Annotated in this window: 15 protein-coding genes and 3 tRNA genes; 15 read left to right on the top strand and 3 right to left on the bottom strand. The window is 73.4% G+C overall.

Annotated elements, in window-relative coordinates:
* Positions 1 to 64: 64 nt before the first annotated feature.
* The 3 genes from ACI79E_RS17325 (at position 65) to cimA (ending at position 3825) form a co-directional block, all read left to right on the top strand.
* Entirely contained in the window at positions 65 to 982 is a 918-nt protein-coding gene (locus tag ACI79E_RS17325) for an NAD(P)-dependent oxidoreductase (RefSeq protein WP_456933805.1), read from the top strand.
* Between the two features lie 16 nt (positions 983 to 998).
* The gene (locus ACI79E_RS17320) at positions 999 to 2021 is read left to right on the top strand and encodes a 3-isopropylmalate dehydrogenase (protein WP_456933804.1); all 1023 of its coding nucleotides are present in this window, start codon (positions 999 to 1001) and stop codon (positions 2019 to 2021) included.
* 193 nt (positions 2022 to 2214) lie between these two features.
* The gene (gene cimA / locus ACI79E_RS17315) at positions 2215 to 3825 is read left to right on the top strand and encodes a citramalate synthase (protein ID WP_456933803.1); all 1611 of its coding nucleotides are present in this window, start codon (positions 2215 to 2217) and stop codon (positions 3823 to 3825) included.
* A 42-nt stretch (positions 3826 to 3867) separates the two neighbouring features.
* Here the strand turns inward: cimA and ACI79E_RS17310 are convergent, their stop codons facing one another.
* Both ACI79E_RS17310 and ACI79E_RS17305 read right to left on the bottom strand, forming a co-directional pair.
* Positions 3868 to 4197 (bottom strand): putative quinol monooxygenase, encoded by a 330-nt coding sequence (locus ACI79E_RS17310; protein ID WP_456933802.1) that lies wholly within the window; start codon positions 4195 to 4197, stop codon positions 3868 to 3870.
* A 76-nt stretch (positions 4198 to 4273) separates the two neighbouring features.
* Complete coding sequence (locus ACI79E_RS17305) at positions 4274 to 4648, bottom strand: VOC family protein (RefSeq protein ID WP_456933801.1); 375 nt, start codon at positions 4646 to 4648, stop codon at positions 4274 to 4276.
* Positions 4649 to 4702: 54 nt separating this feature from the next.
* Between ACI79E_RS17305 and ACI79E_RS17300 the strand changes: the two genes are divergently transcribed.
* From ACI79E_RS17300 to ACI79E_RS17255, 10 genes are all read left to right on the top strand, one after another.
* Positions 4703 to 5515 carry a fumarylacetoacetate hydrolase family protein gene (locus tag ACI79E_RS17300; protein ID WP_456933800.1) on the top strand — a complete coding sequence of 271 codons (813 nt, stop codon included), beginning with the start codon at positions 4703 to 4705 and terminating at the stop codon, positions 5513 to 5515.
* 2 nt (positions 5516 to 5517) lie between these two features.
* Positions 5518 to 7002: a glutamate--tRNA ligase gene (gltX, locus tag ACI79E_RS17295; protein ID WP_456933799.1), complete on the top strand. Its 1485-nt coding sequence runs from the start codon at positions 5518 to 5520 to the stop codon at positions 7000 to 7002.
* Between the two features lie 10 nt (positions 7003 to 7012).
* Complete coding sequence (locus ACI79E_RS17290) at positions 7013 to 8254, top strand: CPBP family intramembrane glutamic endopeptidase (RefSeq protein WP_456933798.1); 1242 nt, start codon at positions 7013 to 7015, stop codon at positions 8252 to 8254.
* Positions 8240 to 8311, top strand: a tRNA-Gln gene (locus ACI79E_RS17285). Before ACI79E_RS17290 ends, ACI79E_RS17285 begins: the two co-directional genes overlap by 15 nt.
* 41 nt (positions 8312 to 8352) lie before the next feature.
* Positions 8353 to 8425, top strand: a tRNA-Glu gene (locus ACI79E_RS17280).
* 100 nt (positions 8426 to 8525) lie between these two features.
* A tRNA-Glu gene (locus ACI79E_RS17275) sits at positions 8526 to 8598 on the top strand.
* Between the two features lie 138 nt (positions 8599 to 8736).
* Positions 8737 to 9831: a galactose-1-phosphate uridylyltransferase gene (galT, locus tag ACI79E_RS17270; protein ID WP_456933797.1), complete on the top strand. Its 1095-nt coding sequence runs from the start codon at positions 8737 to 8739 to the stop codon at positions 9829 to 9831.
* Positions 9828 to 10985 carry a galactokinase gene (gene galK, locus ACI79E_RS17265; RefSeq protein WP_456933796.1) on the top strand — a complete coding sequence of 386 codons (1158 nt, stop codon included), beginning with the start codon at positions 9828 to 9830 and terminating at the stop codon, positions 10983 to 10985. The genes galT and galK overlap by 4 nt, the downstream gene beginning before the upstream one ends.
* 28 nt (positions 10986 to 11013) lie before the next feature.
* Positions 11014 to 12675 (top strand): sodium:solute symporter family protein, encoded by a 1662-nt coding sequence (locus ACI79E_RS17260; protein WP_456933795.1) that lies wholly within the window; start codon positions 11014 to 11016, stop codon positions 12673 to 12675.
* A 14-nt stretch (positions 12676 to 12689) separates the two neighbouring features.
* The gene (locus ACI79E_RS17255; protein ID WP_456933794.1) at positions 12690 to 12968 is read left to right on the top strand and encodes a hypothetical protein; all 279 of its coding nucleotides are present in this window, start codon (positions 12690 to 12692) and stop codon (positions 12966 to 12968) included.
* A 7-nt stretch (positions 12969 to 12975) separates the two neighbouring features.
* Here the strand turns inward: ACI79E_RS17255 and ACI79E_RS17250 are convergent, their stop codons facing one another.
* Positions 12976 to 13653, bottom strand: a complete 678-nt coding sequence (locus tag ACI79E_RS17250; protein WP_456933793.1) for an IclR family transcriptional regulator — start codon at positions 13651 to 13653, stop codon at positions 12976 to 12978.
* A gap of 109 nt (positions 13654 to 13762) precedes the next feature.
* On the opposite strand from ACI79E_RS17250, the gene leuC reads away from it, so the two are divergent.
* Entirely contained in the window at positions 13763 to 15193 is a 1431-nt protein-coding gene (gene leuC, locus ACI79E_RS17245; RefSeq protein WP_456933792.1) for a 3-isopropylmalate dehydratase large subunit, read from the top strand.
* 5 nt (positions 15194 to 15198) lie between these two features.
* On the top strand, positions 15199 to 15804 hold the full coding sequence (gene leuD / locus ACI79E_RS17240; protein WP_456933791.1) for a 3-isopropylmalate dehydratase small subunit: 606 nt from the start codon (positions 15199 to 15201) through the stop codon (positions 15802 to 15804).
* Positions 15805 to 15842: the final 38 nt, after the last annotated feature.

The raw sequence follows: 15842 nt of genomic DNA, 5'->3' as shown, positions 1-15842 counted from the left end.
TCCCCCTAACACCGGCGGACTAGGCGGCCCCGCGGGGGGGCCAACAACCCCGGGGGGTTTTATCATGGGCACCCCCGCCCGCGGCGGCCTCGTCGACGAGGCCGCGCTGGCCGACGCGCTCCGGTCGGGCCAGGTCGGGGCGGCGGGCATCGACGTCTACGCGACCGAGCCCTGCACCGACAGCCCGCTGTTCCGGCTGCCCAACACCGTCGTCACGCCGCACCTGGGCGCCTCCACCACCGAGGCGCAGGACAAGGCCGGCACCGCCGTCGCCCACTCGGTGCGGCTGGCGCTGCAGGGCGAGTTCGTGCCCGACGCGGTCAACGTGCAGGCCGGCGGCGTCGTCGCCGAGGACGTCCGCCCGGGCCTGCCGCTGGCCGAGAAGCTCGGTCGGGTCTTCACCGCCGTGGCCGGCGGGCTGGCCCAGTCGGTCACCGTGGACGTGCGCGGCAAGATCGCCGAGTTCGACGTGGCGGTCGTCCAGCTGGCCGCGCTCAAGGGCGTGTTCTCCGACGTCGTCGAGGAGCAGGTCACCTACGTCAACGCCCCGCTGTTCGCCCAGCAGCGCGGCCTGGACGTCGCCATGACCAGCGACGTGGAGAGCCCCGACTACCGCAACCTCATCACCGTGCGCGGCGCCATGGCCGACGGCACCGAGGTCGCCGTCTCCGGCACCCTCTTCGGCAAGAACCAGGTGCCCAAGCTGGTCGAGGTCGGCGGCTTCGACATGGACCTCGACATGTCCGGCTACCTGCTGTTCTTCGTCTACACCGACCGTCCCGGCGTCGTCGGCACCGTCGGCGCGGCCCTGGGGGAGGCGGGCATCAACATCGCCGGCGCCCAGGTCAGCCGCACCAACCGCGGCGGCGAGGCGCTCATGGCGGTCACCGTGGACAGCCCGGTGTCCGCGGAGCTGCTCGGGGACATCGCCGCCCGGATCGGCGCCCGTGAGGCCCGCTCGGCGGACCTCACCCCGCGCTGACCTAGGGTCTGTCCCCATGCGCCTGGCAGTGATCCCTGGAGACGGCATCGGTCCGGAGGTGGTGGCCGAGGGCCTCAAGGTCCTCCGTGAGGTGGCCCCCGACGTGGAGAGCACCTCCTACGACCTGGGGGCCTCCCGGTGGCAGCGGACCGGGGAGCTGCTCCCCGACACCGTGCTCGACGAGCTGCGCCAGCACGACGCCATCCTGCTCGGGGCCGTCGGCGACCCCGGCGTGCCGCCGGGCATCCTCGAGCGCGGCCTGCTGCTGCGGCTGCGCTTCGAGCTCGACCACCACGTCAACCTGCGCCCGGCCAAGCTCTTCGACGGCGTGGTCAGCCCGCTGGCGGCCCCCGGCCCCATCGACATGCTGTGCATCCGCGAGGGCACCGAGGGCCCGTACGTGGGCAACGGCGGCGTCCTGCGCAGGGACACCCCGCAGGAGGTGGCCACCGAGGTCAGCCTCAACACCGCCTTCGGAGTCGAGCGGGTGGTCCGGTACGCCTTCGAGCGCGCCGTCGCGCGACCGCGCAAGCACCTCACGCTGGTCCACAAGACCAACGTGCTCACCCACGCCGGGTCCCTGTGGTCGCGCACGGTGGAGGAGGTCTCCGCGGAGTTCCCCGAGGTCACCGTCGCCTACCAGCACGTGGACGCCGCCTCGATGTTCTTCATCACCGACCCCGGTCGCTACGACGTCATCGTCACCGACAACCTGTTCGGCGACATCGTCACCGACATCGCCGCGGCCGTGACCGGCGGCATCGGGCTGGCCGCGAGCGGCAACCTCGACGCGTCGGGCACCAACCCGAGCATGTTCGAGCCGGTGCACGGCTCGGCGCCGGACATCGCCGGCCAGGGCAAGGCCGACCCGACCGCCACGGTGCTGTCGGTGGGCCTGCTGCTCGAGCACCTGGGCCGCACCGAGCAGGCCAGGAAGGTCAACGCCGCGGTCGCCTTCGACCTGTCCACCCGCGACCAGCAGGCCCAGATCCGGACCGCGGAGGTCGGCGACCGCCTCGCCGCGCTCGCCGGCGGCTGACGACGTCACACCGCCGTCCCCGGTACGGGAGTGCCGGGGGCGGCGGGGCGCGTGCTTTACTCGACGTGATGCACCCCACCGGCACGATCATCATCGCCTAGCGCGCAGTCACCTCCCCCCGACTGCGCGCAGACCTCCCGTTCCCGGGGGGTCTTCTTCGTGTTCGGGGCCGTTCCACTCCCGGGAGAACCCGATGTCCCTCGATCCCGCCACCGACCTCGACTTCCACGTCTTCGACACCACCCTGCGCGACGGCGCGCAGCGCGAGGGCGTCAGCTACTCCGTCGCCGACAAGCTGGCCGTGGCCCGGCTGCTCGACGAGATCGGGGTCGGCTTCATCGAGGGCGGGTGGCCCGGGGCCCTCCCCAAGGACACCGAGTTCTTCGCGCGGGCCCGCACCGAGCTCAAGCTGCGCAACGCCCAGCTGGTGGCCTTCGGCTCCACCCGCAAGGCCGGCGTGCGCGTCGAGGACGACCCCCAGGTGCGCGCCCTGCTCGACGCCGAGACCCCGGTCGTCTGCCTGGTCGCCAAGTCCGACGTGCGGCACGTGCAGCAGGCGCTGCGGACCACGCTCGAGGAGAACCTGGCGATGGTCCGCGACACCGTCGCGTTCTTCGTCGCCCACGGCCGCCGCGTGTTCCTCGACTGCGAGCACTTCTTCGACGGGTACGCCGCCGACCGCGACTACGGGGTGCGGGTGCTGCAGACGGCCTTCGCCGCCGGCGCCGAGGTCGGGGTCATGTGCGACACCAACGGCGGGATGCTGCCGATGGGCATCGGCCGGGTCGTCGCCGACGTCCGGTCGCGGGTCGACGGCCGGCTCGGCATCCACTGCCAGGACGACACCGGCTGCGCCGTGGCCAACTCGCTGGCCGCGGTGGAGGCCGGGGTCACCCACGTGCAGGGGACGGCGAACGGCTACGGCGAGCGGGCGGGCAACGCCGACACGTTCGCCCTGATCGCCAACCTGGTCACCAAGATGGACCTCCCCGTGGTGCCGCCGGAGTGCCTCGCGGAGCTGCAGCGGGTCAGCCACGCGATCGCCGAGCTGGCCAACATCGCCCCCGACGACCACCAGCCCTTCGTCGGCGCCTCGGCGTTCGCGCACAAGGCCGGACTGCACGCCAGCGCGATCAAGGTGAGCCCGGAGCTGTACAACCACCTCGACCCGGCCGTCGTCGGCAACGACATGCGCATCCTGGTCACCGAGATGGCCGGGCGCGCCTCGGTCGAGCTCAAGGGCCGCGAGCTCGGGGTCGACCTCGACGGGCACGCGGACGTCATCGGCCGGGTCGTCGACCAGGTCAAGGTGCTCGAGGCCGACGGCTGGTCCTTCGAGGCCGCCGACGCCTCCTTCGAGCTCCTGCTGCGTGCCCAGCTGCCCGACGCCCCGGCGCCGCTGTTCGAGCTGGAGAGCTACAAGACCTCCGTCGAGCACTGGGGCAACGGCGTCGTGGTCAGCGAGGCGACGGTCAAGGTGCACGTCGACGGCGAGCGCATCATCAGCACCGGCGAGGGCAACGGCCCGGTCAACGCGCTGGACAACGCGCTGCGGCAGGCACTGGTGAGCCGGTACCCGCACCTGGCCGACGTGCAGCTGGCCGACTACAAGGTGCGCATCCTCGGCTGGAAGGGCGGCACCAGCGCCACCACGCGGGTCCTCATCGACACCACCGACGGGGTGGGGGAGTGGACCACCGTCGGGGTCCACGCCAACATCGTCGAGGCCTCCTGGCACGCGCTGGTCGACGCGCTCACCTACGCCGTCCGCCACCGGGCGCCGGCGCGCGCCGTCCAGGCCTGACCGCTCGGGCGGGCGCCCGGTCCGGTGCCCGCCCGAGCCCGCTCAGCCCCGCGGCCGGACCTCACCCATCGGGCCGAAACCGCTGACCTCCGGGGTGTCGATGTAGATGATCTGCGGCTGCTCGGCGACCAGGTCCGACATCCAGTCGAAGGCGGCCTTGGCGTGCGGGGTGGCCACGTGGGAGGCACCGGCCTCGGAGTCCCGGAAGCCCTCGATGCAGACGAAGGTGTTCGGGTCCAGGACGCTGCGGGACCACTCGAAGAACAGGCTGCCCTCCTCGGCGTTCACCGCCGCCGCGTACTCGTCGGCCTTGGCCCGGAACTCGTCGATCCGATCGGGCCGGACGGGGAACTTGATGACGATCAGGATCACGGCTGTCTCCTTGGTCGGTCCGGGTGGGGCCCGGAGGGCTCCGCGGAGCCGGGCACGGCTCCTGGCCGCGACAGTGTCACGGGTCGAGCCGGCGGCGCAGCAGACAGAAGGGGTTGCCCTCCGGGTCGGCCAGCACGTGCCACTCCTCCTCGCCGGTCTGGCCGACGTCGGCGCGGGTGGCCCCGAGGGCCAGCAGCCGCTCCAGCTCGGCGTCCTGGTCCCGGTCGGTGGGGGAGAGGTCGACGTGCAGCCGCGGTTTGCCCGGGGCGGGGTCGGCGACCCGGCCGAAGACCAGCGTGGGGGCGGGCCCGCCGAACCCGGCCTCCGGGCCGATCTCCACCTCGCCGTCCTCGCGGGAGAGCACGCGGTACCCGAGGACCTCCGCCCACCAGGCGGCCAGCGCCTCGGGGTCCCGGCAGTCGACGACGAGCTCGCTGAGTCGGCAGGCCATGGGGGCGACCGTAGGGGCGGACCGCGGTCGGCCGCAGGTCAGTAGCCTCGACCCGTGCGCATCGTCCGTTTCGCCTCGCCCTCGGGCATGTCCTTCGGTGTCCTCGACGGGGACGGCCAGGTCGCCCAGATCGAGGGCCACCCCTTCGGCACCATCTCCTTCACCGGCCAGCGCTTCGCCCAGGCCGACGTCCGGCTGCTCTCGCCGATCCTGCCCAGCAAGGTCGTGTGCGTGGGCAAGAACTACGCCGCGCACGTCGAGGAGATGAAGACCGGGGACGCCCCGAAGGAACCGTTGCTCTTCCTCAAGCCCTCGACGTCGGTCATCGGCCCGGGGGACGCCATCCGCATCCCGCCGGGCAGCACCAACGTCCACCACGAGGCGGAGCTCGGCGTCGTCATCGGCGCCCGCGGCGCCCGGCACGTGAGCCCGGAGCAGGCCGCGGCCAGCATCTTCGGCTACACGATCGGCAACGACGTCACCGAGCGCGACATGCAGCGCAGCGACGGGCAGTGGACCCGCGCCAAGGGCTTCGACTCCTTCTGCCCGCTGGGGCCCTGGATCGAGACCGACCTGCCCGGCCTGGGCAAGGACCCCGCCGACCTCGAGGTCACCTGCACGGTGGACGGCGAGCTGCGCCAGCAGGGCCGCACCAGCCAGCTGCTGTTCGACGTCCCGACGCTGGTGTCCTACATCTCCCAGGTGATGACCCTGCTCCCCGGCGACGTGGTGCTCACCGGCACGCCGTCGGGCGTCGGCCCGATCCGGCCGGGGCAGCGCGTGGAGGTCACCGTCGAGGGCCTGGGCACGCTGGCCAACACGGTGTCCGGCGCCGACACGGTCTCCACCGCCGGCGGCGGGCGGTGACGGTGCCCGCCACGGGGGGCGTCCGCACCCGGTTCTGCCCGTCGCCGACGGGCATGGTGCACGTCGGCCTGCTCCGGACGGCGCTGTTCAACTGGGCCCACGCCCGGCACACCGGCGGCACGTTCGTCTTCCGCATCGAGGACACCGACGCCGCCCGCGACTCCGAGGAGTCCTACCGGCACCTGCTGGACAGCCTGCGGTGGCTGGGCCTGGACTGGGACGAGGGGCCGGAGGTGGGCGGCCCGCACGGCCCGTACCGCCAGTCGGAGCGGCACGAGATCTACCGCGACGTGGCCGCGCGCCTGCTGGAGGCGGGGGCCGCCTACGAGTCCTTCTCCACCAACGAGGAGGTCGACGCCCGCCGGCGGGCCGCCGGCCAGGACCCGAAGCTCGGCTACGACAACGCCGACCGATTCCTCACCGACGCCCAGAAGGCGGCGTTCCGCGCCGAGGGCCGCGAGCCGGTGCTCCGGCTGAGGATGCCCGACGAGGACCTCGTCTGGACCGACCTGGTGCGCGGCGAGGTCCGCTTCGCCGCCGGCTCGGTCCCCGACTTCGTCATCGTGCGCGGCAACGGGGTGCCGCTGTACCCGTTCGTCAACCCGGTGGACGACGCGCTCATGGGCGTCACCGACGTGCTGCGCGGCGAGGACCTCCTGCCCTCCACGCCCCGTCAGCTGGCGCTGTACGCGGCGCTCACCGAGATCGGTGTCGCCTCGGGCGCCCCGCGCTTCGGGCACCTGCCGTACGTGACGGGCGAAGGCAGCAAGAAGCTGTCCAAGCGCGACCCGCAGTCCAACGTCGACGTCTACCGGGAGCGCGGCTTCATCCCGGAGGGGTTCGCCAACTACCTGGCGCTGCTGGGGTGGTCCATCGCCGAGGACCGCGACATCTTCTCCATGGCCGAGATGGTCGAGGCCTTCGACGTCACCCGGGTCAGCGCCAACCCGGCCCGGTTCGACGTGAAGAAAGCCGAGGCGATCAACGCCACGCACCTGCGCGCCCTGCCGGTCGAGGAGTTCGTCGCCCGCGTCGTCCCGTTCCTCGCCGGCGCGGGGCTGGTGGGTGACCCGCCGACGGCCGAGCAGGACCGCGTGCTGCGGGCGATCGCCCCGATGGCCCAGGAGCGCATGGTGGTGCTGTCCGAGGCGGTGGGCCTGCTGCGCTTCCTCTTCGTCGACGAGGTGGAGATCGAGCCGGCCGCCGCGGCCAAGCAGCTGGCCGGGCCGGACGCCGCCGAGGTGCTCGACGCCGCGACCACCGCGCTGCGGGAGCTGCCGGACTGGACGACGGCCGACATCGAGACCGCGCTCAAGGAGGCCCTCGTGGAGGGGCTGGGCCGCAAGCCCCGCCAGGCCTTCGGGCCGGTGCGGGTCGCGGTCAGCGGCCGCACGGTCTCCCCGCCGCTGTACGAGTCGATCGAGCTGCTCGGCCGCGACCGCACCCTGGCGCGCCTCGCCGCGGCCCGGGCCGCCGTCCCCGGGTGACCGGCCGCCCGTGACGGTGTGGGTGCCGCCCGGAGACCCGGGACCGGCCGACGACGAGCCCTACACGGGGCCGCCGCCGACCGGGCCCTACGGGGCGCCGCCCTACGTGCCGGGCGCGCTGCACGGGGTGCACTCGCTGCCGGCCACCGGCGCGTGGGCCGGACCGGTGGCCTGGCCCCTGGGCCCGGTGCCCCTGCAGCCCGGGCCGCACTCCGCGCCGCCCCCCGGCCTGCGGTTCGAGCCGCCGCCGGGGACGCCGCCGCACGACGAGCCGGTGCCCTACCTGCTCGTGATGCGCTCGCGGGACTGGCGCTGGTGGCGCCCGCTGCTGGGCCTGCTGCTCATCACCGTCGTCTACACGGTCGCGGCCACCGTGGTGCTGCTCGCCGCGTTCGTCACCGGGGCGTTCCCCGACCTGCAGCTGCTCGACCTGGTCGACCCCGGCGTCCTGCTGATCACCAACCTGTCGCTGATCGTGGCCATCCCCATCGTGTGGCTGGCCTGGGTGGCGGCGCACGGTATGCGGCCGGGGTGGTCGTCGTCGGTGCGGGCGCGGCTGCGCTGGCGGCTGTTCCTGCCCGCCACGCTGCTGTCGCTGCCCACCCTCGGCGCCGGCATCCTGGTCACCCTCCTGCTGGGGTTCCTGCTGGAGGGCGGTGAGGTCACCGGCCCGACGTCGTCCTACGTGTGGCTGGTGCTGGTCGTGGTCCTGACCACGCCGCTGCAGTCGGCGGCCGAGGAGTACGTCTTCCGCGGCTACCTCAGCCAGGCGATCGCCGGCTGGGTCCGTCGTCCGCAGGCCGGCGCGGTCGTCGCCGGGGTCGTCACCGCGGCGCTGTTCTCCGCGGCGCACGCCCCGCCGGACGTGTGGACCTTCCTCGACCGGTTCGCCTTCGGGCTGGCGGCCTCGGCCGTCGTGTGGCTGACCGGGGGGCTGGAGGCGGCGATCGTGCTGCACGCGGTCAACAACGTGCTGGTCTTCCTGCTGGCCGGCGGGCTGGGGGAGGGGGTGACCACCGACGCGGTCCCCGCGGGCACGGGTGTGCTGGTGGTCGCGGTCGACCTGCTGGCCATGGCGGCCTACGTGCTGCTCGTGGCCCGTGCCCGGCCGCGGCTGGCCCCGGAGACGGTCACCGAGGCCCGGGACCTGCGACCACCGTCACCCCGGGGGGTGGCCGAACCGGCCCAGGGCATCGGGTATGGTGTTGTCCAGCGCCGCGAGGCGCAGCACGGCCCTTGGGGTATGGGGTAATTGGCAGCCCGACGGTTTCTGGTTCCGTTAGTCTAGGTTCGAGTCCTGGTACCCCAGCGAGGAAGTCCTGTTCCTCCCGCACCACCGCAGTACCGCACGGCCCCGTCGTCTAGCGGCCCAGGACGCCGCCCTCTCACGGCGGTAGCGAGGGTTCGAATCCCTTCGGGGCTACAGCAGGGCAGAGCCCCCGGCCTCCAGGCCGGGGGCTCTTCTCGTTCCGGGGGGCCGGTGACCGGCCCGTTCCGGCGACATGGCAGGATGTGCGGTGTACGGCCCCGTCGTCTAGCGGCCCAGGACGCCGCCCTCTCACGGCGGTAGCGAGGGTTCGAATCCCTTCGGGGCTACAGCAGGGGAGAGCCCCCGGCCTTCGGGCCGGGGGCTCTGCTCGTCCCGGGCACCGGGTGGCCGCCCGGTCCGGGGCAGGACCAGCGTCTGCTCGGAGCCCACCCACGGTGACGAGCGGCAGGAAGGCGGGAGTGCACGTGATCCGGACGAGTCGTCGGCTGGCCGACGGCCGCGAGGTCCTCTACTTCGACGCGGACGGCAGCACCGCCGCTCGGACCGCCGAGGACCCGCGCGACCTCCCACCGGTGAGCACCCGCTCCCAGCTGCGGTGGGACCCGCTGCTCGGCGAGTGGGTCGTCCTGGCCTCCCACCGGCAGACCCGCACCTTCCTGCCGCCGGCCGACCAGTGCCCCCTGTGCCCGACCCGGCCCGGCCGCCCGCCGACGGAGGTCCCCGAGGCCGACTACCAGGTCGTGGTCTTCGAGAACCGGTTCCCGTCGCTGGCCACCGCCGTCGAGCGCGACGTGCCGCCCACGGCGCCCGGGGCTCCGCTGACCGAGCTGCGGCCGGGCTTCGGCCGCTGCGAGGTGGTCGTCTTCACCAGTGAGCACGACCGCTCGTTCGCGACCCTGGACGCCGAGCGGGCCCGGCTGGTCGTCGACGTCTGGGCCGAGCGCACCGCGGAGCTGTCGGGCATCGAGGGCGTGGCGCAGGTCTTCGTCTTCGAGAACTCCGGCGAGGAGATCGGGGTCACCCTGTCCCACCCGCACGGGCAGATCTACGCCTACCCGTTCGTGACGCCGCGGGTGGAGAAGGTGCTGGCGTCGGTCCAGCGGCACCGCGAGCGCACCGGCGGGGACCTCTTCGCCGACGTCCTGGCCGCCGAGCGCTCGGGTCCCCGCGTGGTGGCCGCCAACGAGCACTGGACGGCGTTCGTCCCGGCCGCGGCCCGCTGGCCCTACGAGCTCCAGCTGTTCCCGCACCGCCGGGTGCCCGACCTGCCGGCGCTCACGGGTGAGGAGCGCGACGCGCTGGCCGCGCTCTACCTCGACGTCCTCGGCCGGTTCGCCCACCGCTTCGACACCCCGATGCCGTACATCTCCTCGTGGAACCAGGCGCCGGTGGGCCGCGGCCGCGACGACTGGTGGCTGCACCTGCAGCTGTTCTCCCTGCGCCGCGCCCCGGGCAAGCTGAAGTACCTGGCGGGCTCGGAGTCCGGGATGGGCGCGTTCATCAGCGACACGACACCGGAGGACGTGGCCGAGCAGCTGCGTGCCGTGGACGCCTCGTGAGCGCCGTCGAGCGGGCCCGCCGGGCCTTCACGGAGGCGTTCGGCGGTGAGCCGGAGGGCGTGTGGGCCGCCCCGGGCCGGGTGAACGTGATCGGCGAGCACACCGACTACAACGAGGGCTTCGTGCTGCCGGTCGCGCTGCCGCACACGACCCGCGCCGCCGTCGCCCGGCGGGACGACGGCGTGGTCGCCCTGGTCTCGCTGCAGCACCCCGGCGACCGGGTCGAGGTGGCCGTCGCCGAGCTCGCGCCCGGCCGGCCCGGTGGCTGGGCGGGCTACCCGGCCGGTGTCGTGGACGCGCTGCGGGAGCGGGTGCCCGGTGGTGTGAGCGTGCTGGTCGACGGCGACGTCCCGTCGGGCATGGGGCTGTCGTCGTCGGCCGCGCTGTCCTGCTCGGTCGCCCTGGCGCTGCGCGACCTGGCCGCACCCGACCTCGCGGTCGGCGACCTGGTGGACGTCGCGCGGCGGGCCGAGAACGACTTCGTGGGCGCGCCCACGGGCATCCTCGACCAGTCCGCGTCGCTGCTGTGCACGGCGGGCCACGCGCTGTTCCTCGACACCCGCGACCGCCGGAGCGAGCAGGTGCCGCTGGACCTCGCGGCCGCCGGGCTGGAGCTGCTCGTGGTCGACACGGGCACGACCCACGACCACGCGACCGGCGGCTACGGCGACCGGCGCCGCGAGTGCGAGCAGGCCGCCGAGCGGCTCGGGGTCGCGGCCCTGCGCGACGTCCCCGACGTCGCCGCGCTGGCCACCCTGGACGACGGCACCGCCGAGGGGGCGCTGCTGCTGCGCCGGGCCCGGCACATCGTCACCGAGAACGCGCGGGTGCTCCAGGTCGTGGACGTCCTGCGCGGGGCGCAGGGGCCCGAGGCGATCGGGCCGGTGCTCACCGCCGGCCACGCCTCGCTGCGCGACGACTTCCAGATCTCCACCGTGGAACTGGACACCGCGGTGGCCACCGCGCTGGAGGCCGGGGCCGCGGGCGCGCGGATGGTCGGCGGCGGGTTCGGCGGGAGCGCGGTCGTGCTGGTCGACGCCTCGAGGACGGCCGCGACCGTGACGGCGATCACTGATCGCTTCGCCGCGGAGGGGTACACAGCGCCACGGACCTTCGCCGTCACGCCTGCTCCGGGGGCCCGCCGGCTCGCCTGACACCCGACCCCAGACCGGAGGTCCGCCCGTGGACGCGCTGCGACTCGACGCGACGTTCGTCGACTACCTGCTGGTCGTCGTGTACTTCGCGGTGGTCCTGGTGATCGGCTTCGCCGCGCGGCGCCGGGTCTCCGACAGCCTCGACTTCTTCCTCTCCGGGCGGTCGCTGCCGGCGTGGGTGACCGGGCTGGCGTTCATCTCGGCCAACCTCGGCGCGGTCGAGATCGTCGGGATGTCGGCCAACGGCGCGCAGTACGGCATGTCGACGATGCACTACTTCTGGATCGGCGCCGTCCCGGCCATGCTCTTCCTGGGCGTGGTGATGATGCCCTTCTACTACGGGTCGAAGGTCCGCAGCGTCCCGGAGTTCATGAGGCGGCGGTTCGGCACCGGCGCCCACCTGGTGAACGCGATCAGCTTCGCCGTCGCCCAGGTGCTCATCGCCGGCATCAACCTGTACCTGCTGGCCACGATCGTGAACGCGCTGCTCGGCTGGCCGCTGTGGCTGTCGCTGATCGTCGCCGCGGTGATCGTGCTGAGCTACATCACCCTCGGCGGGCTGTCCGCGGCGATCTACAACGAGGTCCTGCAGTTCTTCGTCATCGTCGCCGCGCTGCTGCCGCTGACCCTCATCGGCCTGCACCGCGTCGGGGGGATCGGCGGCCTCGTCGACCGGGTCACCGAGTCCGGCGGGGCCGAGCAGCTGTCGTCCTGGCCGGCCACGGAGCTCTCGGGCTTCCAGAACCCGGTCTGGTCGACCATCGGTATCGTCTTCGGCCTCGGCTTCGTGCTGTCCTTCGGCTACTGGACGACGAACTTCGTCGAGGTGCAGCGGGCGATGGCCACCAAGTCGATGTCCGCGGCGCGCAGCACCCCGGTCATCGGGTCCTTCCCGAAGATGTTCGTGCCCTTCATCGTCGTCGTCCCCGGCCTGATCGCCTCGGTGCTGGTGCCGGAGATCCAGCAGCTCAAGGCCGGGCAGGACAGCGGCCTCACCTACAACGAGGCGATCCTCGCCCTCATCCGCGACGTGCTGCCCAACGGCCTGCTCGGCGTCGCGATCGCGGGCCTGCTGGCGGCGTTCATGGCCGGGATGGCGGCGAACATCTCGGCGTTCAACACCGTCTTCAGCTACGACATCTGGCAGCAGTACGTGAAGAAGGACCGCCCCGACGGCTACTACCTGACGGTGGGCCGCTGGGCGACGGTCGGGGCCACCGCGATCGCCATCGGGACGGCGCTGATCGCGGCCGGCTACAGCAACCTGATGGACTACCTGCAGACGCTGTTCGGCTTCTTCAACGCCCCGCTGTTCGCCACGTTCATCCTCGGGATGTTCTGGAAGCGGATGACGCCGACCGCCGGGTGGGCCGGCCTGGTCTCGGGCACCCTCGGCGCGGTCGCCGTCTTCGTGATGGTGGAGACCGGCGTCCTGGACCTGCCCGGTCAGGGCGGGGCGTTCGTGGCCGCGGGCACGGCGTTCGTCGTCGACATCGTCGTCAGCGTCGCGGTCACCGCGGTGACCGCACCCAAGCCGGTCGCCGAGCTCGCCGGTCTCGTCTACTCCGAGACCCCGAGGGAGGTGCGCACCGACCCCGAGGCGCACCGGCTGCCCTGGTACCAGTCGCCGACCAAGCTGGCCGGGATCTCGCTGGTCATGGTCGTCGCCCTGAACGTCGTCTTCCGGTGAACGAGGAGCCCATCGTGAGCGAGCAGCGCAGGCACTCCGCGGGCGCCTTCGACGTCCGCAACGTCATCGCCGCCCTGATCGGCTTCTACGGGCTGGTGCTGGTGGTCATGGGCCTGGTGGCCGACACCGAGGCCGAGCGCGCCAAGACCGGCGACGTGAACGCCAACCTGTGGGCGGGGATCGCCATGCTGGTGTTCGCCCTGGCCTTCGCGCTCTGGACGAGGCTGCGGCCGGTCGTGGTCGAGGAGCCGCGGCGCGAGGACGACGACCGGGACGCCCCGCCGCACGCTTGATAACCGCTCAGCGGGCGGCGCGGGAGATCGCGCCGGCCGCCTCGAGCACGGCGCCGACGACCTCCGGTGACGGGCGCCGGCCCAGCCGCTCGACCGGCCCGGAGATGGACACCGCACCCAGCACGCCGCCGGCGGCGTCCCGCACCGGTGCCGACAGCGACGCCACCCCCGGCTCGCGCTCGGCCACGCTGTGCGCCCAGCCGCGCCGGCGGACGTCGAGCAGCGTGCGGGCGGTGAAGCTGGCCGACGGCAGCAGCGGGGTGACCTCGTCGGCCGGGGCGAAGGCGAGCAGGGCGTGGGCGGCCGACCCGGCGGTCATGGGCAGCCGCGACCCGACCGGCACGGTGTCGCGCAGGCCGTGGGCCCGCTCGGCGGCGGCCAGGCACACCCGCGAGGCGCCGTCGCGCACGTAGAACTGGGCGCTCTCCCCGCTGGCGTCGCGCAGCGTCACCAGGTGCCGGCCGGCGATCTCGGCGAGGTCGGCGGTGCCGCGGCCCAGCTCGGCCAGCCCCGGCCCGGGCGCCCACGCCCCGACCGCGGTGCGGCGGACCAGGCGGTGCCCCTCCAGGGCGACGGCCAGCCGGTGGGCGGTCGCCCGGGGCAGTCCGGTGCGCTCGACCAGCTCGGCGAGGGTCGCGGGCTCGGCCGCGACGGCGCGGAGGATGGCCACTGCTTTGTCCAGCACGGCTACGGGGTTAGGCTGTCCCACAGAGCAATACTCGCATCCCACACCATGAGATGGCCAGCAGGAGGGCACCATGGGGGAGCGAGCCGCGAACCAGGAGGGACCAGCCGTGCCGAAGACCCTGGCGGAGAAGGTCTACGACGCCCACGTCGTGCGCAGCGCCGCGGGCGAGCCGGACCTGCTCTTCATCGACCTGCACCTCGTCCACGAGGTCACCAGCCCCCAGGCCTTCGACGGGCTGCGGGCGGCCGGCCGCGCGGTGCGCCGTCCGGACCTCACGATGGCCACCGAGGACCACAACGTCCCGACGCTGGACATCCTCAAGCCCATCGCCGACCCGGTCAGCCGGGCCCAGGTCGAGGCGCTGCGCCGCAACGCCGAGGAGTTCGGCATCCGGCTGGCCCCGATGGGCGACCGCGACCAGGGCATCGTGCACGTCATCGGCCCGCAGCTGGGGCTGACCCAGCCGGGCATGACCATCGTCTGCGGTGACAGCCACACCTCCACGCACGGCGCGTTCGGCGCGCTGGCCTTCGGCATCGGCACCAGCGAGGTCGAGCACGTGCTCGCCACCCAGACGCTGCCGCAGTACCGGCCCAAGCAGATGGCGGTCACCGTCGACGGCGAGCTGCCCCCCGGCGTGAGCGCCAAGGACGTCATCCTCGCCGTCATCGCCCAGATCGGCACCGGCGGCGGCCAGGGCCACGTCATCGAGTACCGCGGCAGCGCCATCGAGAAGCTGTCGATGGAGGCCCGGATGACGATCTGCAACATGTCGATCGAGGCCGGCGCCAAGGCGGGCCTGATCGCCCCCGACCAGACCACCTTCGACTTCCTGCAGGGCCGCCCGCACGCCCCGCAGGGCGCCGACTGGGACGCCGCGGTCGAGTACTGGACGACGCTGCGCACCGACGAGGGCGCCGTCTTCGACCGCGAGGTGCACATCGACGCGGCGTCGCTGACGCCGTTCGTCACCTGGGGCACCAACCCCGGCCAGGGCCTGCCGATCTCGGCCAGCGTGCCCGACCCGGCGCAGATCGCCGACGAGAACGACCGCCGCGACGCCGAGGGCGCGCTGGCCTACATGGGCCTGACGCCGGGCACGCCGCTGCGCGAGATCGAGGTCGACACCGTCTTCCTCGGCTCCTGCACCAACGGCCGGATCGAGGACCTCCGGGTCGCCGCCGAGCTGCTGCGCGGCAGGCACATCGACGCCAACACGCGGATGCTCGTCGTCCCCGGGTCGGTGGCGGTCAAGGCGCAGGCCGAGGCCGAGGGCCTGGACCAGGTGTTCACCGAGGCCGGCGCCGAGTGGCGCGGCGCGGGCTGCTCCATGTGCCTGGGCATGAACCCCGACCAGCTCAAGCCGGGGGAGCGCTCGGCCTCCACCAGCAACCGCAACTTCCAGGGCCGGCAGGGCAAGGGCGGGCGCACCCACCTGGTCAGCCCGGCCGTCGCCGCGGCCACCGCGCTGACCGGCAGGCTCACCGCCCCCGCGGACCTGGACGACGACGCCCGCCTCGAGACCGCTGGAGTCTGAGCCCGATGGACGCCTTCACCACCCACACCGGCACCGCGGCCCCGCTGCGGCGCACCAACGTCGACACCGACCAGATCATCCCGGCCGAGTACCTCAAGCGGATCACCCGCACCGGGTTCGAGGACGGCCTGTTCGTCTCCTGGCGCACCAACGAGCCGGACTTCGTGCTCAACAAGCCGGAGTACGCCGACGCCTCCGTCCTGGTCGCCGGCCCCGACTTCGGCACCGGCTCCTCCCGCGAGCACGCCGTCTGGGCGCTGATGGACGGCGGCTTCCGCGTGGTCATCAGCTCGCGGTTCGCCGACATCTTCCGCAACAACTCCACCAAGGCCGGGCTGCTCACCGTGCTGCTGCCGCAGGCCGACGTCGAGGCGCTGTGGACGGCGATCGAGGCCGACCCCACCACCGAGGTGACCGTCGACCTGCAGGCCAAGGAGGTCCGCTACGGCTCGGTGACGGTGCCGTTCGAGATCGACGACTACACCCGCTGGCGGCTGCTGGAGGGCCTGGACGACGTCGGCCTCACCGAGCGGCACCTGGCCGACATCGAGGCCTACGAGGCCCGGCGTCAGCCCTGGCTGCCGAAGGCCCTGCCGGCCCTCCCGAGCTGACCCGCGGCCGTCGTGGCCACGTCGGCCGGGCGGGCCGC

It is taken from the genome of Geodermatophilus sp. SYSU D00079 (assembly GCF_054050635.1).
This window is presented reverse-complemented; position numbering and strand designations above follow the sequence as displayed.

Bases quoted from the DNA above. Each gene is read 5' to 3' on its own strand.
- ACI79E_RS17325 (WP_456933805.1), top strand. From the start codon at position 65: ATGGGCACCCCCGCCCGCGGCGGCCTCGTCGACGAGGCCGCGCTGGCC.
- ACI79E_RS17320 (WP_456933804.1), top strand. From the start codon at position 999: ATGCGCCTGGCAGTGATCCCTGGAGACGGCATCGGTCCGGAGGTGGTG.
- cimA (WP_456933803.1), top strand. From the start codon at position 2,215: ATGTCCCTCGATCCCGCCACCGACCTCGACTTCCACGTCTTCGACACC.
- ACI79E_RS17305 (WP_456933801.1), bottom strand. From the start codon at position 4,648: ATGGCCTGCCGACTCAGCGAGCTCGTCGTCGACTGCCGGGACCCCGAG.
- leuD (WP_456933791.1), top strand. From the start codon at position 15,199: ATGGACGCCTTCACCACCCACACCGGCACCGCGGCCCCGCTGCGGCGC.